General features: G+C 71.1%; 12 protein-coding genes and 1 pseudogene. All 13 read right to left on the reverse strand.

The genetic code is table 11. The features are described 5' to 3' along the window. Positions 1-6 precede the first annotated feature (6 nt). Positions 7-1,515: an L-arabinose isomerase gene (gene araA, locus ACZ63E_RS43570; protein WP_465342200.1), complete on the reverse strand. Its 1,509-nt coding sequence runs from the start codon at positions 1,513-1,515 to the stop codon at positions 7-9. 19 nt (positions 1,516-1,534) lie between these two features. Continuing rightward, a complete protein-coding gene (locus tag ACZ63E_RS43575) occupies positions 1,535-2,212 on the reverse strand; it encodes an L-ribulose-5-phosphate 4-epimerase (RefSeq protein ID WP_465342201.1) in 678 nt (225 codons plus the stop codon). Next, positions 2,212-3,843: a ribulokinase gene (gene araB / locus ACZ63E_RS43580; RefSeq protein ID WP_465342202.1), complete on the reverse strand. Its 1,632-nt coding sequence runs from the start codon at positions 3,841-3,843 to the stop codon at positions 2,212-2,214. Before araB ends, ACZ63E_RS43575 begins: the two co-directional genes overlap by 1 nt. A gap of 23 nt (positions 3,844-3,866) precedes the next feature. Further along, positions 3,867-7,631, reverse strand: coding sequence for a LamG-like jellyroll fold domain-containing protein (locus ACZ63E_RS43585; protein WP_465342203.1), 3,765 nt, complete (start codon positions 7,629-7,631; stop codon positions 3,867-3,869). Next, positions 7,628-8,614, reverse strand: a complete 987-nt coding sequence (gene yjfF / locus ACZ63E_RS43590; protein WP_465342204.1) for a galactofuranose ABC transporter, permease protein YjfF — start codon at positions 8,612-8,614, stop codon at positions 7,628-7,630. The genes ACZ63E_RS43585 and yjfF overlap by 4 nt, the downstream gene beginning before the upstream one ends. Beyond that, entirely contained in the window at positions 8,611-9,645 is a 1,035-nt protein-coding gene (locus ACZ63E_RS43595) for an ABC transporter permease (protein WP_465342205.1), read from the reverse strand. Before ACZ63E_RS43595 ends, yjfF begins: the two co-directional genes overlap by 4 nt. Then, positions 9,642-11,156: a sugar ABC transporter ATP-binding protein gene (locus ACZ63E_RS43600; protein ID WP_465342206.1), complete on the reverse strand. Its 1,515-nt coding sequence runs from the start codon at positions 11,154-11,156 to the stop codon at positions 9,642-9,644. The genes ACZ63E_RS43595 and ACZ63E_RS43600 overlap by 4 nt, the downstream gene beginning before the upstream one ends. 10 nt (positions 11,157-11,166) lie before the next feature. Continuing rightward, positions 11,167-12,186 (reverse strand): ABC transporter substrate-binding protein, encoded by a 1,020-nt coding sequence (locus tag ACZ63E_RS43605; RefSeq protein WP_465342207.1) that lies wholly within the window; start codon positions 12,184-12,186, stop codon positions 11,167-11,169. A gap of 38 nt (positions 12,187-12,224) precedes the next feature. Further along, positions 12,225-13,268, reverse strand: a complete 1,044-nt coding sequence (locus tag ACZ63E_RS43610; RefSeq protein ID WP_465342208.1) for a LacI family DNA-binding transcriptional regulator — start codon at positions 13,266-13,268, stop codon at positions 12,225-12,227. Positions 13,269-13,399: 131 nt separating this feature from the next. Further along, positions 13,400-14,341, reverse strand: a complete 942-nt coding sequence (locus tag ACZ63E_RS43615; RefSeq protein ID WP_465342220.1) for an endonuclease/exonuclease/phosphatase family protein — start codon at positions 14,339-14,341, stop codon at positions 13,400-13,402. A gap of 17 nt (positions 14,342-14,358) precedes the next feature. Beyond that, on the reverse strand, positions 14,359-15,282 hold the full coding sequence (locus ACZ63E_RS43620) for a D-alanyl-D-alanine carboxypeptidase family protein (RefSeq protein ID WP_465342209.1): 924 nt from the start codon (positions 15,280-15,282) through the stop codon (positions 14,359-14,361). Between the two features lie 210 nt (positions 15,283-15,492). Further along, positions 15,493-16,332: pseudogene (locus ACZ63E_RS43625) on the reverse strand (glycoside hydrolase family 16 protein); the annotation flags it as partial. 174 nt (positions 16,333-16,506) lie between these two features. Continuing rightward, positions 16,507-16,746 (reverse strand): hypothetical protein, encoded by a 240-nt coding sequence (locus tag ACZ63E_RS43630; RefSeq protein WP_465342210.1) that lies wholly within the window; start codon positions 16,744-16,746, stop codon positions 16,507-16,509. Positions 16,747-16,836: the final 90 nt, after the last annotated feature.

Raw genomic sequence — 16,836 nt, forward strand, 5'->3', positions numbered from 1 at the left:
CCTTTCTCAGAAACCCTGAGCGAGCCGGTGGTAGGCCTGGTTCCAGCGGATGCGGTCGGTGAAGCCGTGCGGCGTGGTGTCGGAGTCGATGACCAGCAGCTCGACGCCGAGGAGGTTCGCGAAGTCGCGCAAGGTCTCGGTGCCGACGGCCTGGGTGAGCACGGTGTGGTGCGGGCCGCCCGCGGTGATCCACGACTCCGCGGACGTCGACAGCGACGGCGCCGGCTCCCACACCGCCCGCGCGACCGGCAGGTTCGGCAGCGGCTCGTCCGGCGCGACGACCTCGATCTCGTTGGCCACCAGGCGGAAGCGGTCGCCGAGGTCGACCAGGCCGAGGGTGACGCCGGGGCCGGGCGCCGCGTCGAACACGAGCCGGACCGGGTCTTCGCGGCCGCCGATGCCCAGCGGGTGAATCTCGCACGACGGCTGGGTGGCGGCGATGCTCGGGCAGACCTCCAGCATGTGCGCGCCGAGGATCTTCGGGGTGCCCGGGCCGAAGTGGTAGGTGTAGTCCTCCATGAACGACGTGCCGCGGTCCAGGCCGGTGCCCATCGCCTTCACCGCCGCGAGCAGCGCCGACGTCTTCCAGTCGCCTTCGCCGCCGAAGCCGTAACCGTCGGCCATCAGCCGCTGCACCGCGAGGCCGGGCAGCTGGCGCAGGCCGCCGAGGTCCTCGAAGTTCGTCGTGAACGCCCCGAAGCCGCCGTCGGTGAGGAACTTCCGCATCCCGGCTTCGATCTTGGCCGCGTACCGCAGCGACTCGTGCCGCGCTCCCCCGGCCGCCAGCGCCGGGACGACGTCGTAGTCCTCGGCGTACTGCGCGACGAGCGAGTCCACTGTGTCCTTTTCGGACACCTGGTCGACGAGCTCGACCAGGTCGTTGACGCCGTAGGTGTTGACCGAGACGCCGAACCGCAGCTCGGCCTCGACCTTGTCCCCCTCGGTGACCGCGACATCGCGCATGTTGTCCCCGAAGCGGGCCAGCCGGAGGTTGCGCAGGTGGTCGGCGCCGATGGCGGCACGCGCCCACGCGTCGATCCGCGCGACGACAACCGGGTCCGACACGTGCCCGGCGACGGTCTTGCGCGGCACACCGAGCCGCGTTTGGACGAACCCGAACTCGCGGTCGCCGTGCGCGGCCTGGTTGAGGTTCATGAAGTCCATGTCGATGGTCGACCACGGCAGGGCTTCGTTGAGCTGGGTGTGCAGGTGCAGCAACGGCTTGCGCAGCGCGTCCAGGCCGGTGATCCACATCTTCGCGGGCGAGAAGGTGTGCATCCACGCGATGACCCCGACGCAGGCGGCGTCGGCGTTGGCCTCCTGCAGGACCCGCCGGATCGACGAAGCCTCGGTCAGCACCGGCTTGCCGACGATCTCGGCCGGGAGCCCGCCGGCGGCGGCCAGGAGCTGCTGGATGCGCAGGGACTGGCCGGCGACCTGTTCGAGGGTCTCCTCGCCGTAGAGGGCCTGGCTCCCGGTGAGGAACCAGAGCTGGGGTTTCGACGCGCGGGTCATCGTTTCTCCTGGAAGCGGTTCAGTGCTGGCCGTAGACGTTCTGGTACCGGGCGTAGAGCCGGTCGACGTCGTCGGGTGGGAGGGGTTCGGGGGTGCCCAGCTCGAAGGCCTTGTGCACGGTGCGGGCGACGTCTTCGACCAGCACCGCGGCCTTGACCGCGTCGCGGGCGGTGCGGCCGACGGTGAACGGGCCGTGGTTGCGCATCAGCACGGCCTTGGAGCGGCTGGTGCGGAGGGTCTCGACGATGCCGCGGCCGATGGAGTCGTCGCCGATCAGCGCGAACGGCCCGACCGGCACCTCCCCGCCGAACTCGTCGGCGATCATCGTGAGCACACACGGGATCGGCTCGCCGCGCGCGGCCCACGCGGTCGCGTACGTCGAGTGTGTGTGCACGACGCCGCCGATCTCGGGCAGCTGCCGGTAGACGTAGGCGTGCGCGGCGGTGTCGGACGACGGCGCGAGCTCGCCGTGGACCAGTTCGCCGTGCAGGTCGGTGACGACCATCGTGTCGGCGGACAGCTCGTCGTAGGACACGCCTGACGGCTTGATGACCATCAGCTCACGGCCGGGGACCCGGGCCGAGATGTTGCCGGCGGTCCAGATGACCAGCGCGTTGCGGGTCAGCTCACCGTGCAGGTTCGCGACCGTCTCGCGGAGCTCGGCGACGGTGTCGAGGACTTCGTCGGTCAGGGACATCAGGACCGTCCTTTCGCGACGGTTCGGCGACGGGCGGCCAGGCGGTGCATGACATCGTTGCCGCCACGGCCGAAGTAGTCGTGCAGCGTCGTGTACTCGGCGTACAGCTCGTTGTAGGCGGCGACGTTCGCCGGGATCGGCTGGTACACCGCGCGCTGGACCGAGCCCATGGCCGCGGCGGCCGCGCGGATGTCCGGATAGGCCCCGGCGGCGACGGCCGCGTGGATGGCCGAGCCGAGCGCGGGTCCCTGTTCGGAGCCGATGACCGACAGCGGGAGGTTCGTGACGTCGGCGTAGATCTGCATGAGCAGCGTGTTCTTCATCAGGCCGCCCGCGATGATCAGTTCGGTGACCGGAACTCCGGCCTCCCCGAAGGTCTCGATGATCTTGCGGGTGCCGAAGGCCGTGGCTTCCAGCAGCGCGCGGTAGACGTCCTCGGCGCGGGTGGCGAGGGTTTGCCCGACGATCACGCCGGACAGCTCGTGGTCGACGAGCACCGAGCGGTTGCCGCTGTGCCAGTCGAGCGCGACCAGGCCGTGCTCGCCGATGTCCTGCTGCTGCGCGAGCCGGGTGAGCTGCTCGTGCCCCTCGTGCGCGAAGTGCTCGATGAACCAGCCGAAGATGTCGCCGACACCGCTCTGCCCGGCTTCGTAGCCCCAGAGCCCGGGGACGATCCCGCCGTCGACGACCCCGCACATGCCGGGGACCTCACGCAGTTCGGCGCCGTTCATGACGTGACACGTCGAGGTGCCCATGATCGCGACCATCTGCCCGGGCTCGACGGCGTTCGCCGCGGGCGCGGTCACGTGCGCGTCGACATTGCCGACGGCGACCGCAATGCCTTCGGGCAGCCCGGTCCAGCCGGCGGCTTCGGCGGACAGCGAACCGGCGCGGGAACCCAGCTGCCCCAACGGATGTTCGAGCTTGTCGGCCACGAAGGACTCGAAGCCCGGCGAGAGCTCGTGGAGGAAGTCGCGGCTCGGGTACTGGCCGTCCTGCAGGATCCCCTTGTACCCCGCCGTGCACGCATTGCGGACGTACCCGCCGGTCAGCTGCCAGACGATCCAGTCGGCCGCCTCGACCCAGTGCCGCATCGCGGCGTAGACGTCCGGGGCTTCTTCGAACACCTCGAGTCCCTTGGCGAACTCCCACTCCGAGGAGATCAGCCCGCCGTACCGCGGCAGCCACTTCTCGCCGCGGGTGCGGGCGAGGGTGTTGATCCGGTCCGCCTGCGGCTGGGCCGAGTGGTGCTTCCACAGCTTGACGTAGGCGTGCGGCTCGGCCGCGAACTCCGGCAGCTCGCACAGCGGCGTGCCGTCGGCGGTCGTCGGGACCATCGTGCACGCGGTGAAGTCCGTCGCGATGCCGACCACGTCGGCGGGGTCGGCGCCCGCGTCCCGCAGCGCCGCGGGGACGGCTTCGCGGAGGACTCCGACGTAGTCCGCGGGCACCTGCAGCGCCCAGTCCGGCGGCAGCGCGCGGCCGGTGGCGGGCAGCGTCTCGTCGAGCACCCCGTGCGGGTACTCGAAGACCGCGCTGCCCAGCTCGGCGCCGTCGGCCACCCGCACGACGACCGCGCGCCCGGAGAGCGTGCCGAAGTCGACACCGACGACGAGGGGTCCTGCTGACACTGCTGGGTCCTTTCTGGGGTGGTTCACCGGGCGGTGAGGACGAGCGTGGTCACGGAGTTCGCGGGCAGCGTGAGCTTCGAGGTCGCCGCCAGTCCGCTGATCTCCCTGGTCTGCGGCACGATCGCGGCCGGCGCGGCGAGGCTGTTGCGCCCCGCCGGGTCGCCGGTGAGGGTGGTGAGCGTCCCGGTGCCGTCGACCGCCGTGACGCCGGTGAGCGCCAGCCGCGCGGTCTGCACCTGCCCGGTCGGGTTGACGAGCTTGACGGTGAACGTCTTCTTCCCACCCTTGGTGGTCACATTGACCACCTGCCGCAGCGGGCTGCCCGGGTTGAGGCGGCTGGACACGATCTGCTTGCCGAGCGTGCTGGAGAACATCTGCTGCACCCAGTACGACGGCGAGCCGTAGCTGCTCCCGGCGTCGAAGCCGATCAGGTTGACCGGCCAGTTCGACTGGTTCTCCTGCACCAGCACCGGCGCGTACATCGAGCCGATGACGACGTCGCTGTTGCGTTCCAGCCCGGTGAGGAAGGCGGCCTCGCCGATAGCGGCGGCCAGGGTGCCGGTGGGCCGGCCGTCCTGGGCGCCGTATTCGCCGACGAGGATCTCCGGGCCGCTGCGGTCCGCGGTGTCGTACCGGGTCGAGTTGTCGGTGAACCACTGCGGCGACTGGTAGTAATGGTCGTCCGCGGCGTCCGGGCGCACGCCGGTCGGGGTGCTCGACGCGGCCCCGCCCTGCAGGCCGCCGGTCGTGGCGATGACCGTCAGCTGCGGGTATTTCGCCTTGATCGCGTTGTACATGTCGGTGAAGCGCCAGGCGTAGCTGCCCGAGCCGTCGAACCAGTCTTCGTTGCCGACCTCGACGTAGTGCAGGTCGAACGGCGCCGGATGCCCGTCGACGACCCGCTTCGCACCCCATGTCGTCGAGGCGTCGCCGATGGCGTACTCGATCTCGTCGAGGGCTTCCTGGACGTACTGCGGGTAGTCGGCCTGGCTGACGTGCTGGCCGTTGAGCGTGTAACCGGCGAACAGCGCGAGCAGCGGCTGGGCGCCGATGTCCTCGGACAGCTTGAGGTAGTCGAGGATGCCGAAGCCGTCGGTGGACCAGTAGCCCCACGCGGTGTTCTGGTGGCCGGGGCGCTCTTCCGGCTTGCCGATGGTGTTCTTCCACGCGAACCGCGTGTCGAGGGTGTTGCCTTCGAGGTAGTTGCCGCCCGGGACGCGGAACAGGCCGAGTTTCATCGCGGCGAGCTTCTGCCCGAGGTCGAGCCGGACGCCGTGGTTCTTGAAGGTCGGCGGGAACAGCGACACCTGCTGGAACCAGGCGTCCCCGGCGAGAGCCTTCTTGGTCTTGTTCACCAGGGAGACGACGATCCGGTTGTCGGTGGACGTCGTGATCGTCGACGGTGTGGTGAAGCTGAACGTCTGCTGTCCCCAAGCCGCGCCGAGCTGGAGGTCCTTGCTCGCCAGCACGGTCCCGTCCGGCTTCTCCAGGCTGACGCGGACCGCGCCGGTCCACGTTCCGCGCGCGAAGAAGCTACCGGTGTACTTGGTGGACGGCTTCGCGGCGACGCCATAGAAGCCGACGTTCGCGGCGGCCACCCGCCCGCCGGCCGGGACGGCGTCGGCGTGCAGCTTCAGCGAGCGGTCCAGCGCGGTGTTGAGCGGGGTCGTGCTGTCGATCGTGTACGTCCCGGTTGCTCCCGGCGAGGCGAGCAGGGACCAGTACGGGACCGGGGTGTCGCCCGCGCCGCTGCCGCGCTGGTAGGCCTCCTTGAAGGTGCGGTTGCGGACGAGCTCTGCGTACAGCCCGCCTTCGACGGAGTGACTGATGTCTTCGAGGATCGAGCCGTAGGTGGTCGGGCGGGTGTTCGCGCGGACGACGTTGGCGTCCACGGCCAGCTGGTTCGCCCCGGCCAGCGTCCCGATATGCGTGGCGGTGAGCGGGAAGCGGCGCAGCTCCAGCTCGTCGACGGCGCCGGTGAAGCCCGCGCCGACCGTCAGCGGAGCGGCGGTGCCGGACGCCGGGCAGGTTCCGCAGGTGCTGACGACGGCCGCCGCGTCACCGTCGGCGTAGACGGTGAGCCGTTGCGACGCGCGGTCGAGGACGAGGGCGGCGTGGTGCCAGTTCCCGTCGGCGAGTCCGGCGCCGGTCGTCGTTACCTGGATGGCGCCGACGCGGGCGGTGAGCTTGCCGCCGGTCACGCCAAGCGCGTAGCCGTCGCCGTGGTCGACGAGCGTGCCGTCGCCCGTCGTGCGGAACCATGCGGCCAGCGAGAGCGAACCCGTTCCGGCGTCGAACGCGGGCGAGGTACCCAGGTCCACAGTGGACTTCCCGTCGAACTCGACGGCCTTGCCCGCGGCACCCGCGGTCCACGTGGCACCCTTCAGCGTCCCGTCCGCCGCGTTCGCCGAAGAGTCCCGCGAGACCGTGCCCGAGCCTTCGTCGAAGTGCCACGATCCGCTCGCGGCCAGCGCGGCGACGGCGGACGCGGTCAGCGGCGTCGGGTACGCGCGGACGTCGTCCACTCCCCCGGCGAACCAGTCGGCCGGGCTGCCGGCCCACTTGCCGCGCCCGATGACGAGGTGCCCGCCCGCGGTCCACGGTGTGGTGAACGGAACGCTCTGCTGCAGGGTTCCGTTGACGTACAGGGAAAGCGTGCCGACCGCGCGGTTGTAGACGCCGACGAGGTGCTGCCACTGGTCGGCCTGCGCGGGCAACGTCGAGACCGCCGCGGACGACGCCGTGTCGCCGTCGGATGCCCGGCGGGTGAAGGCGAACCGGCTGTCGGTGGTGCGCTGGAGGTAGAAGCCGCTGATGGTCGTGCCGTCGACGCTGACGACGGTCCGGAAACCGGTGGCCGCCGTCGGCTTCACCCACGCGGACACCGAGAAGCTCTGGCCGGTGTCGACCACCGGGGCCGGGGTCTCGACCGCGGCGTCGGCGCCGTTCAGGACCACGCCGTGCGGGCCGACGACCCCGTCACCCCAGGTCGCACCGCCGGTGAGGGTCGCGGTGCGGGCGTCGAGGGAGTCGTCGGCCGCGGTGGCGCCGGTGCCCTCGTCGAGGCTCCAGTGCCCGGCGATGGCGAGCCGGGCCGCGTCGGCCGCGGTCAGCGTGCCGGAGTAGGCGCGGACGTCGTCGATCGTGCCGTCGACGTAGTCCACCGGGTTGCCCGCGTACTTGCCGCGGCCGATCACCAGGTGGCCGCTACCGGCCCAGCCCGCGGGCGCGGCGACCGTGGCCTGGCGGGTGCCGTCCACGTACAACGACAGCGTTGACGCGGCCGCGTCGAACACTCCGGTCAGCTGGTACCACTGGCCGACGACCGGGTCGAAGTTCGCCGAGGCGACGACGCCGTCGGCGGGCGCGTCCCCGGCGAGGCGGGTAAAGGCGAAGCGGCGCGAGTCGTCGCGGAACTGGAGGAAGAAGGTGCTGACCTGGTTCCCGTCGATGCTCACGAACGTCTGGTAGCCGGACGTCTTGTCGAGCTTGACCCAGCTGCTGACGGAGAAGCTCTTCGTGGTGTCGAGCACGGACGCGCCGGCATCGGCGAACCCGCTCGTTCCGTCGGTGGTCAGGGCGCCGCCGCGGATGCCCGGACCCCAGCCCGCGCCCGAGTTCAGGGTCGCGGGGTGGTCCCCCGCGGTGTCGGCGGCGGTCGTCCCGCTGCCGTCGTCGAACGTCCAGTGCCCGGCGAGCGCCGAGGCGGGCTCGGCCGCGGTGGCCGTCGCGGGCAGGGTGGAGAACAAGGTCAGGGCCGCGAGCACGGCCAGGATGCGGGTTTTCATCGGTGGCTCCCTCGGGTCACGAGGCGTTGCAGGACGATGAAGACGAACAGGAGGGCGCCGGTGATGATCGAGGTCCACCAGGAGTTGAGGGTGCCGTCGAAGGTGATCAGCGTCTGGATGATGCCCAGCACCATGATCCCGAGCACGGTGCCCAGCACGTAGCCGGAGCCGCCGGTGAGGATGGTGCCGCCGATGACCACCGCGGCGATCGCGGTCAGTTCGAGACCGACGCCGTTGAGCGGGTCGCCGGAAGACTTGTACAGCACCAGCAGCAGCCCGCCGAGAGCCGAGCAGAACCCGCTCACCGTGTACACCGCGATCTTCGTGCGGCCGGTCTTGAGGCCCATCAGCATCGCGGACTGCGCGTTGCCGCCGATCGAGTAGACCGTGCGCCCGAACCGCGTGAAGGCCAGCACGTACGCCGCGACCGCGACGACGACCAGCGCGACGACCACGCTGATCGAGATGTGCAGCTCCCCGCCCAACGGGATCTGCGCCTGGGCGAGACCGGCGATCGTCGGGTTGTCGATCGAGTACGCCTCCGTGCTGATCGTGTAGCAGAGCCCGCGGGCGAAGAACATCCCGATGAGCGTCGCGATGAACGGCTGGATCTCGAAGAAGTGGATGAGCGCGCCCATCCCGGCGCCGAGCAGCGCGCCGATCACCAGCACCACGGCGATCGCCGCGTACGCGGGCCAGCCGTGCTTCTGCAGCAGGTCGCCGGAGACCACTGTGGACAGGGCGACGACCGACCCGACGGACAGGTCGATGCCGCCGGTGAGGATCACGAACGTCATCCCGACGGCGACCACGAGCAGGAAGGCGTTGTTGATGAACAGGTCCAGCACGACCTGCCCGGAGCCGAACGCCTCGTAGCTCGACGCGCCGAAGAGGTACGCGCCGACGAGCAGCGCCATCGTGGCGAGGATCGGCAGGTGCCGCTGCTTCGGCCGGTAACCGCGGACGCGGGCCAGGGTGGTCATGCCGTGACCTCGACCTTCTCCGGAGCGGAGGTGGGGGCCGGCTGCCCGGGCGGCGGCGTCCGGCGGCGGAGCTTGCGGCGGAGCGCGGGCGACTGCAGGAGGCACACCGCGAGCACGACCACGGCCTTGAACAGCATGATCGCCTCGGGCGGGATGCCGAGGGCGTAGACGGTGGTGGTCAGCGTCTGGATGAGCAGCGCGCCGATCACCGCGCCGCCGAGGGAGAACCGGCCGCCGGTCAGCTGCGTGCCGCCGACGACGACGGCGAGGATCGCGTCGAGCTCGATGAACAGCCCGGCGTGGTTGGCGTCGGCGCTGTGCACGTTCGCGCTGATCATCAGCCCGGCGAGGCCCGCGCACAGCGCGCAGAAGACGTAGACGAGCCAGGTCAGCCGCGCCGAGCGCAACCCGGCCAGCCGGCTGGCCTCGGGATTGCCGCCGACGGCTTCGACCAGCAGGCCGAGCGCGGACCGGCGGACGAGCACCGACGCCAGCACGAACACGGCCAGCGCGAGGAGGATCGCGCTCGGCAGCGTCAGCACGAACCCGCTGCCGATCCACTCGTACGGGCCGGAGTTGACGGTGATGATCTGCCCGCCGGAGATCAGCTGCGCGATCCCGCGGCCGGCGACCATGAGAATGAGCGTGGCGATGATCGGCTGGATGCCCAGCGCGGCGACGAGCCAGCCGTTCCACACCCCGAGCACGAGCGACAGCCCCAGCGCGAGCCCGACGGCCACGAGCGTCGCGCCGGCACCACCGGGGTGATCGGCGATCCACAGGCAGGCCAGCGATCCGCTGATCGCGACGACCGCGCCCACCGAGAGGTCGATGCCGCGGGTGGCGATCACCAGCGTCATGCCGATCGCGATGAGGACCAGCGGGGCGCCGTTCTTCAGGATGTCGACGAGGTTCCCGTAGAGGTGGCCGTCGCGCAGCTCGACCGAGAAGAACGCCGGGCTGGCGATGAGGTCGCCCACCAGCAGCGCGAGCAGCGCCACCACGGGCCAGAACAGGCGGTGCTTGGTCATGAGACGGCTCCCTCGGCCATCGTGGCCATGATCTCGTCCGCGGTGAGCGCCCGGTTGTCCAGCTGCGCCACCACCTTCCGGTCGCGCAGCACCACGACGCGGTGGCTCAGCCGGAGCACCTCGTCGAGCTCGGCGGAGATGAACAGCACGGCCACGCCGTCGGCGGAGAGCCGGGTCACCAGCCGCTGGATCTCGGTCTTGGCGCCGATGTCGATGCCCCGGGTCGGCTCGTCGAGGATGAGCAGCCGCGGCTCGGTGATGAGCCACCGCGCCAGCAGCACCTTCTGCTGGTTGCCGCCGGACAGCGTGCCGACCGGCGCCTCGGGGTCGGCCGGGCGGATGTCGAGCAGCGCCACGTACTTCCGGGCGAGCTCGTCCTGGCGGCGGCGTGAGAGCGGCCGTGCCCAGCCGCGGGACGCCTGCAGCGCGAGGACGATGTTCTCCCGGACGGTCAGCTCCTCGACCAGGCCTTCGGTCTTGCGGTTCTCCGAGCAGAACGCGATCCGGTGGTCGAGCCCGGCGCGCGGGGTGCGCAGGGTCGTGACCTCCCCGTCGACCCGGACGGAACCGGTGTCGGCGTGGTCGGCGCCGAAGAGCAGCCGGGCGAGCTCGGTGCGTCCCGAGCCCAGGAGCCCGGCCAGCCCGACGACCTCACCTGCGTGGATGCCGAGGCTGAACGGCTCGACACCGCCCTTGCGGCCGAGGTCCTCGGCGGCCAGCAGCACCGGCGCGTCGGCGACCTCGGCGCGGCTCGGCCCGGAGTCTTCGAGCGTTTCCAGAACGGTGAGCTCCTTGCCGATCATCTTCGTGACCAGCTCGACCGGCGTGATCTCCTCGGTGCGGTACTCGCCGATCAGCTTCCCGTTGCGCAGCACGGTCATCCGGTCGGCGACGGCGAAGACCTGGTCGATGAAGTGGGAGACGAACAGGATCGCCATCCCCTCCGCGCGCAGCGACCGCACGACCTCCAGCAGCTTCGCGACCTCGCCGGTGTCCAAACTGGACGTCGGCTCGTCGAGCACCAGCACCCGCGCGTCGACGTCGAGCGCGCGGGCGATCGCGACCAGCTGCTGGACGGCGATCGAGCAGGTGCCCAGCTCGGCCGAGACGTCCACGTGGACGTCCAGCCGGGCGAGGAGCTCCTCGGCCCGCCGCCGCATCGGGCCCCACTGGATGCGGCCGAAGCGGCGGGGTTCCCGGCCGAGGCAGACGTTCTCCGCCACCGACAGGTTCGGGCAGAGGTTGACCTCCTGGTAGACGGTGCTGATGCCCGCCCGCTGGGCCTCGCCGGGACCACCGAAGGCGGCGGTGGTCCCGGCGAGGGTGATCGTGCCCGCGTCCACCCCGTACACGCCGGTCAGCACCTTGATCAGGGTGGACTTGCCGGCGCCGTTCTCGCCCATCAGCGCGTGGACCTCGCCCGGGAAGAGGCGGAAGCCGACGTCGTCGAGGGCGGTGACCCCGGGGAACACCTTGCGGATCCCGGTCATGGTGAGGATTTCGGCGGACATGCGGCACCCCTCAGTACTGGCGCTGCGGCAGGGCAGCCTTGGCCGACGCCTGGTCGAACTCGGTCTCCTGGGTCTCGATGCGCGCGGGCACCTGCTCGCCGGCGGAGACCTTCTTCACCAGGTCCATCAGCTGCGGGCCGAGCAGCGGGTTGCACTCGACGACGTGGTTGATCTTGCCGTCGGCCAGTGCCTGCAAGGCGTCCTTCACGCCGTCGACCGAGACGATCTTGATGTCCTTGCCCGGCACCTTGCCCGCGGCCTGGATCGCTTCGATGGCGCCGAGGGCCATGTCGTCGTTGTGCGCGTAGAGGACGTCGATCTTGGGCTGGGACTTGAGGAAGGCCTCCATGACCTCCTTGCCCTTGGCGCGGGTGAACTCACCGGTCTGCGAGGCGACGATCTTGTACTTCGGGTCCGCCGCGATGACGTCGGCGAAGCCCTTCTTGCGGTCGTTCGCCGGCGCCGAACCCGTGGTGCCCTGCAGCTCGACGATGTTCACCTGGCCGGTGGCGGTGCCGAACTCCTTGGTCAGCCACTCGCCGGCCTTCTTGCCCTCGGCGATGAAGTCCGAGCCGAGGAAGGTCTTGTAGAGCGACTTGTCCGGCGAGTCGATCGCGCGGTCGGTGAGGATCACCGGGATGTTGGCCGTCTTGGCCTCCTTGAGCACGGTCTCCCAGCCGGACTCGACCACCGGCGAGAAGGCGATGACCTTGACCTTCTGCTGGATGTAGGAGCGGATGGCCGAGATCTGGTTCTCCTGCTTCTGCTGCGCGTCGGAGAACTTGAGCTCGATCCCGGCGGTCTTCGCCGAGTCCTGGATGGACTTCGTGTTCGCCGTCCGCCAGCCGCTCTCCGCGCCGACCTGGGCGAAGCCGAGCGTGATCTTCCCGTCGGTTGACCCCGAGCCGCTCCCCCCGCCGCACGCGGTGAGCAGCACGAGTCCCGCCGCCGCGGCCGCCGCGGCGGCCCATCGCTTCTTCAGCACGTTCACTCCTCGATCGACGGTGATCAATTCTGTTAGCGTTAACATTCGGAGGTGGTTCACGGCCTCCGCCGCAGGCGACCGCGCTAGCGCGGCCCGGTGCTCTCGCGGACGATCAGCTCGGGCACGACCAGGGCCCGGGCGTGCCGGTCGCCGCCGCCCAGCCGCTCGGTCAGCAGGCCGAACGTGCGCCGGCCGACTTCGATGAAGTCCTGGCGCACGGTGGTCAGCGGCGGCGTGAAGTACGCCGCCTCGGGCACGTCGTCGAAGCCCGCGACACGCACGTCCCGCGGCACCGAGATGCCCGCCTCGGCGAACGCGCGGAGCAGGCCGAGCGCCATCTGGTCGTTGCCGGCGAAGACGGCGTCGAGGTCGCGTTCCCCGGCGAGGGATCGCCCCGCCTCGTAGCCGGAGCGCGAGCTCCAGTCGCCGCGGACCACGCGCGGCGCCGGAACACCGTGGCGTTCCAGGGTTTCCCGCCAGCCGAGCTCGCGGTCGCGGGCCTCCAGCCAGTCCTCCGGGCCGGCGATGTGCCACACGGTCCGGTGACCCAGCGCCAGCAGGTGTTCGGTGGCGCGGCGGGCGCCGTCGCGCTGGTCGACGGAGATCACCGGGACCGGCGCGGTCTCCCCGCCGCCGACGGCGACCACCGGAAAGTCCGCGGGCGCGGCCTCCAGGGCCCGGCCGGCGGTCACGTGCGGGGCGATGACGATGACACCTTCGACGGCCTGGCGGCGGAGACTTTCCACCGCGTCGGCGATCGAAGACCGGCCCGGGCGGCTCACACTGGAGATCGTGATCGCGTAGCCGGCCTCGCGGGCGGCGTTCTCGATGCCGTAGAGCGTGCTGGCCGGACCGTACAAGTTGGACTCGAGCGCGACGACGCCGAGCGTGCCGGTCCGCCCGGTGACGAGTGCGCGGGCCGCGGAGTTGGGGCGGTAGCCCAGTTCTTCGATCGCGGCGAGCACCCGGGCGCGGGTCTCCGGCCGCACCGGGCCGGTCCCGTTGATCACCCGGGACACGGTCATGTGGGACACCCCGGCGACCCCGGCGACGTCGGTCAGGCTGGGCTGCCGGGTGCCGGCCGCGGTCACCTTGACGGGACCACCGGCCCGCGATCGTTCGACCACCGGCGTCCCCTTCCGTCCGCTTCGACGTGGCGCCCGTCACCCGTTCCGGTGACGGCGAGGAGTCAGTGTTAGCGATAACACCCGCGCGGTCAACCCGGCCCGCGTAACGGTCTCGTCACGCGGGCCGGGCGTCAGAGCGCGAGGGAAGCCGCCACCGGGAGGTGGTCACTGCCGGTCGCGGGCAACGTCCAGGCGGCCGTCGGCCGCAGCCCGGCGGTGAAGATCTGGTCGATGCGCGCCAACGGCAGCGAAGCCGGCCAGCTGAAGCCGAACCCGTCACCGGCTTCGTCCTGCGCGACCCGCATCCCGTCGGTGATCCGGGTGAGCGCGCGGTCGTCGGTGGTGCCGTTGAAATCGCCTACGAGCACCTTGCGCGGCGCGGATTCCGCTTCGACGGCGTCGGCGAGCAGGCCGATCGCGGTGTCGCGGCCGTTGGCGGTGAACCCGGAGTCGAGCCGCACGCGCACCGACGGCAGGTGCGCCACGAACACCGCGACCGGCCCCTTCGGAGTGTCCACTGTGGTCCGCAGCGCGCGGGTCCACGGCATGATCGCCACCGGCCGCGTGTCGCCGAGCGGGTAGGTGCTCCAGACACCGACCGTCCCCTGCACCGAGTGGTGCGGGTAGCGCGCGGCGAGCGCGTCCTCGTACTTCGGGATCTCGGACCTCTTCAGCTCTTCCAACGCGATCACCTGCGCGCCCGAGGCGGCCAGCGCGCGGGCGGTGCCGGCCGGGTCCGGGTTCTCGTCGTTGACGTTGTGCGAGACGATCGTGAAGTCGCCGCCGGCCTCGGTCTTGTCGAACACCCGCCCGCCGAAGAAGCCGGCCCACACCAGGCCCGGGAGCAGCAGCGAGACGAGGGCGAGCGCCGAGCGCCGGACCAGTGCCGCGACGAGCAGCGGGACGAGCAGGAGCCCGGTCCACGGCAGGACCGTCTCGAGCAGGCTGCCCGCGTTGCCGATCCAGTTGGGCACCAGGGAATGCGCGAGCAGCAGCACTGCCGTCAACACCGAGAACACGGCGATGACGCGGCCACGGCGTGCGCGAGGGCGGCCGGGCTTCGGCACGGTGATCGGCTCGGTGACCGCGGTCATCGGGTCGCCGCCGGGAGCTCCCGCTGGATCGCGGAGATCAGCTTCGCGCTGTTCTCCAGCACCGCGCGCAGCCCGGCCGCGGGACTCCCGCCGGGGCTCTGGTGCAGCACGACCCCGAGGATCAGCGTCCCGCCCCGGCTCTGCGCCGCCCACATCAGGGCGCCGCCGGCCGCGGTCGACGACCCGGTCTTGAGCCCGATCACGCCGTCGCGCCCGAGCAGGGTGTTCGTGTTGACGACAGCGCCCGGCACACCGTCTACGCGCAAGCTCGGGGTGCCGACGATCGCGCGGACGACGGGGTTCTTCATCACCTCGCGGGCCAGCCGGAGCTGGTCGGTGGCGGTGCTGGTGGTCGAGTCCTCGACCCCGCTGGCGCCGGTGTAGGTCGTGCTCGTCATCCCGAGCGCGCCGGCCTCGCGGTTCATCTTCTCGACGAAGGCGTCTTGGCTGCCCGCGTCCCAGCGCGCGAGCAGGCGGGCGACGTTGTTGCCGGACGGGACGAGCATCAGGGCCAGCAGGTCCCGCTCGCTGATCCGGCGGCCCGCGCGGACCGGCGCGGTCGACTCGTCGGCGGCGGTGGACTCCGCCTCGGCCTGGTCGTCGACGGTGATCTCCGGGCCCGCGTCCCCCTCGGCGAGCGGGTGGTCCTTCAGCACGACGTAGGCGGTCATCACCTTGGTGACACTGGCGATCGGCACCGGCTGCTGCTCACCGCGGCTGCCGAGCGAGCCGAGCCCCTGGACCTCGGCACTGGCCTGGCCTTCCGCGGGCCACGGCAGCGGCAGGTCGACGTCCGGCCGCGCGGCGCTGGCGTGTCCGGCGACCTCGGGCGGGAAGACGACCCAGACGGCCGCGGCGAGCGCCACCGCCGCGGCGGCGGCCAGCCCGCCGGCGAGGGGTGGGATGCGGGTACGGGCCATGACTCTCCTCCGGGTGCCGGGGTGCGCCGCTCGAGCGCACACCGTCACTCTGTCCGGGGAAGATCGCCGGTCCGTCGGGGTTGTTCGACAGGTCTGAACCAGAAATGTCGCGGTTCTGTACCAAAGCCGCCCGGGCCGGGACATGGCGCGGGACCGGCCCCCCTCCGCCGCGCGCGGAGGAGAACCGGTCCCGCTGGTCTGGACCCCTCAGCTCACGTGGACGTAGTCGACCACGAGCTGCTGCGGGAACTGGGTGCTGCCGTCGGGGTCGCCGGGCCAGTAGCCGCCGACCGCCAGGTTGAGGATCACGAAGAAGTCGTGGTTGAACACCCACTGGTTGCCGCCGACGTCGGCCGGCGTGCGGGTCTGGTAGGCGTTGCCGTCGACCGACCACACGATCCGGTCCTGCGACCAGTCGATCGCGTAGGTGTGGAAGTCGTCGGAGAAGTTCGGCCCGTTGTAGGCCGCGCCGATGCCGCCGGAGCCCGAGTAGCCGGGGCCGTGGATGGTGCCGTGCACGGTGTTCGGCTCGAAGCCGACGTTCTCCATGATGTCGATCTCGCCGCACTGCGGCCAGCCGACGTTGCCGATGTCGGAGCCCAGCATCCAGAACGCGGGCCACATGCCCTGCCCGCGCGGCAGCTTCATCCGGGCCTCGATGTGCCCGGAGGACGCGGTGAACTTGCCGGAGGTGTTGAGCCGCGCGGAGGTGTACTCACACGGGCCGTACCAGCAGTTGTTGCCGCTGTTCTCCTTCTTCGCGGTGATCACGAGGTGGCCCTGGCCGTCGAGCGCCGCGTTGGCGGTGCCGTCGGTGTACCACTGGCGCTCGTGGTTGTTCACGTTGTCACCGGTCTCGTGCACCCACTTCGAGCCGTCGACGCCCGCGCCGGCGGGGCCGTCGAAGTCGTCGCTGAAGCTCGCGAGGGGCGCGGCGGGCGCGGCCTGGCTCTGCGGGGCGGCCACCACGGCGCCGAGCACGAGCAGGGCGGCGGGCGCGGCCAGCAGCCGGGCCGTCCGCCACCACCGGGCGGAGTTCCTGGTCGACATCATTGTCGCCTCTTCCGTTCCGCGGGCGACGGGCTGGCGGATCACCGGCACCCTATTTGTTGTGCGTCGCAACAAAGTATGAACGGGCCGGTGGCGAAGAACAAGACTATCCGGTCGGACATTTTCCGACGAGTACCCGATGGTCCGGACCACCGGGTACTTTCGGGCAACGGCTCAGCGCTGGATGCAGTCGAGCCCGACCCCGACGCCGGTGACGACGTACTGACAGAGGTGCGACGCGTGCGCCGCGTCGGTCTCGGTGCACCCCAGCGGCACCCCGAGCAGGTCGACCGAGCAGTAGGCGTAGAACTGGTTCGGGTTGCCCGGCACCGGGTCCGCCGACGCGGGGGCCGCCGTGACGACGGCCGAGGCGAGGGTGAGCGCGGCCGCGAGCGCGGCGATGCGGGTCTTCATGGTGCTCTCCTCCCGGAATCCCCTGCGTCCCAGGGGTTTGTGCAGGGAGGAGTTCCCCGCCGACCGCCCGTTCAGCTCCGCGTCACCGGA

The sequence above is a fragment of the Amycolatopsis sp. NPDC104819 genome, assembly GCF_055583145.1.

Bases quoted from the DNA above. Each gene is read 5' to 3' on its own strand.
- araA (WP_465342200.1), bottom strand. From the start codon at position 1,515: ATGACCCGCGCGTCGAAACCCCAGCTCTGGTTCCTCACCGGGAGCCAG.
- ACZ63E_RS43575 (WP_465342201.1), bottom strand. From the start codon at position 2,212: ATGTCCCTGACCGACGAAGTCCTCGACACCGTCGCCGAGCTCCGCGAG.
- ACZ63E_RS43585 (WP_465342203.1), bottom strand. From the start codon at position 7,631: ATGAAAACCCGCATCCTGGCCGTGCTCGCGGCCCTGACCTTGTTCTCC.
- yjfF (WP_465342204.1), bottom strand. From the start codon at position 8,614: ATGACCACCCTGGCCCGCGTCCGCGGTTACCGGCCGAAGCAGCGGCAC.
- ACZ63E_RS43595 (WP_465342205.1), bottom strand. From the start codon at position 9,645: ATGACCAAGCACCGCCTGTTCTGGCCCGTGGTGGCGCTGCTCGCGCTG.
- ACZ63E_RS43600 (WP_465342206.1), bottom strand. From the start codon at position 11,156: ATGTCCGCCGAAATCCTCACCATGACCGGGATCCGCAAGGTGTTCCCC.
- ACZ63E_RS43605 (WP_465342207.1), bottom strand. From the start codon at position 12,186: ATGTTAACGCTAACAGAATTGATCACCGTCGATCGAGGAGTGAACGTG.
- ACZ63E_RS43620 (WP_465342209.1), bottom strand. From the start codon at position 15,282: ATGGCCCGTACCCGCATCCCACCCCTCGCCGGCGGGCTGGCCGCCGCC.
- ACZ63E_RS43630 (WP_465342210.1), bottom strand. From the start codon at position 16,746: ATGAAGACCCGCATCGCCGCGCTCGCGGCCGCGCTCACCCTCGCCTCG.